The organism is Pseudoselenomonas ruminantium, from assembly GCF_900113715.1.
Classification (GTDB): Bacteria; Bacillota; Negativicutes; order Selenomonadales; family Selenomonadaceae; genus Selenomonas_A; species Selenomonas_A caprae.
Window position 1 is genome coordinate 1 of the sequence record NZ_FOQK01000052.1, and the last position, 2028, is coordinate 2028.

Consider the following 2028-nt stretch of genomic DNA (forward strand, 5'->3'; position numbering starts at 1 on the left):
TATACCCGAAGCCGTTGGCGGCATAACTCAACACAACACACTACTTGAAGCCATAAACAACGGAATATATCAGCTTTTGCAGAGATAAAAAGCCGCCCCGATCATCCGCGGGGCGGTCTTTCATTCTGCTTTGTTGTCATGTGCCTTTTTTAATGCGTCATACTGAATAATGGTTTCCTGATAGTTCTTTGCTCCACGGTGGGCGATTCTCGGATTAAGACGGTATGTTTTAGAGTGTCCAGCCATAGGCCCAACACTTATAATATCAAGTTCCCTCAATCCCCTTAGTGCTCTGGATACCGCTTTAACATTCATTTTCAGCTCTGCCGCTATATCCTTCTGGGGCACTTTAAGATAATTATCAAAGTCCAGACGGCTGACAAGATAAGCAAATACACGCCATTGCTCACCCGTCATACCTTCCTGCTTCGCCATCCACGCAAGCCCTTCTTGAAAAGTAGCCACCCAATGACCTCCTAACCTGTTTTTTCTAGCCTTATTCAGATAGCCTGTTACTTCCCCATCTTCTCCTAGAAGAACAGTACATTCACGCTCCTTTGGTAGCGGAATTACTTTTTTGTCCAGATTTTCCACCAAAAAACCTCCCCTGTAAGATTATTAAAGGTAACATATTTGTTACTAAGGGTACCATATTTGTTACCTTTAGTCAAGCACAAACCCAGTATTTATGCGGGTTCTTAAATATCCCCCTCTGCTTCTGTATATAGGGCGTGGCTTCGAAGGTACTTTTTGGCAGAAGCAGAGGGATAAAAACGCACCATCTGGGGCGCGTGGTTGATAAGTCTTTTTCGTACCATTTGGCGGCCATTCGGCCTGATTACGCATGGACTAAGAAAGAGGATTTATAAAATTCTCTAGCCGTGGCCATAGCTGCTGAAACCCTTGGTTTCAGCAAGCGGCACAAGTAGCCCTGTCGGCAGTACCAGCCGCTTCCTTGGGTCGCTTCGCTCCATGAGATGTCAACCGCCTGCGGCTCTGACATGTGCTTCAATGTGGTTCTAAATTAATTTTGAATCACGTATACATTTTTCAAAAAGGCGCTTTGAAAGTGTCAAGAATTGCCGCAGGCAACCGCCGAAAAGGCGGCTCGTTCTTGACACGTTGCGAACAAATAAGCTCTTGCCCCAGAGGGGAAAGGGTGAAGCCCTTCCCCTCCTGCCTAGCGGCGAGCGTTAGCAGGGATTCCAAAGGGAAAAAATTCCCTTTGGTGGGGTTCGGGGCGAAGCCCTGAGGGGGTCAAGGGGGAAACCCTTGCAAGGGGGGAAGGCTAGCCTTCCCCATGCTTGCCTTTACAATTCTGACATGATATAATCATGGCAGGATTGGAAACTTAACGTACCTTTGAGGGGCTAAATATGGCTAGCGTATGGCTAGCCGTGTTTAGGCGTGAAACGGCTTGCTTTGGCTAGCCATATTTTTATTAAAAGGCTTGCATTTGGCTAGCCTTTTTAGTATAATATAGCTAGCAAAAGGCTAGCCGCGAGAGCAACTTTAACGGCTATCATTTGGCTAGCCGTAAAGGAGGAAAAACAATGCCGAGAATAGCAACAAAGCAAATCAATTTTAGGGTGACTGCTGAGGAAGCGGCAACACTAGAACTTAATGCGGCTCGTGCAGGGGTCAAGATACCGACTTTCTGCAAGTCGGCGGCTCTGGGCGTGAAGGTGAAGCCGCAAGTAATAGACAAAGAAATGGGAAAAGCCATACTGCCCCATATTTCGCACATGGGCAGTAATATTAATCAGCTTGCCAAGAAAGCCAACGAGGGCGGCACGGTAGCGGCGGCAGAGTTGGCAGAGGTCAAGGCCGAATTTGAGCAGCTATGGGATTTTGTGCTATACGGCAAAAAGCCGAAACCGCGCAAATCCGAAGAAGAGAAGATGGAACAGGCCACGGGGCAAATGAGATTAGAGCAGGCCGCGAAAATCTGTTCTAAGTGCGGCGAAACGGCGATTCGCAAGCACTCAACAAGTAGTAACAGAGATTATTATATTTGCCCCAATTATA

Annotated in this window: 2 protein-coding genes; one reads left to right on the forward strand and one right to left on the reverse strand. The window is 47.2% G+C overall.

Features of this window, described 5'->3' with window-relative positions:
- Positions 1–120: 120 nt before the first annotated feature.
- Complete coding sequence (locus tag BM181_RS14885; RefSeq protein WP_075445879.1) at positions 121–594, reverse strand: RNA polymerase factor sigma-54; 474 nt, start codon at positions 592–594, stop codon at positions 121–123.
- 959 nt (positions 595–1553) lie between these two features.
- Here BM181_RS14885 and BM181_RS14890 point away from each other — a divergent pair.
- Positions 1554–2028 (forward strand): plasmid mobilization protein (locus BM181_RS14890; protein WP_143092236.1); only part of this gene is annotated, 475 nt, incomplete at its 3' end.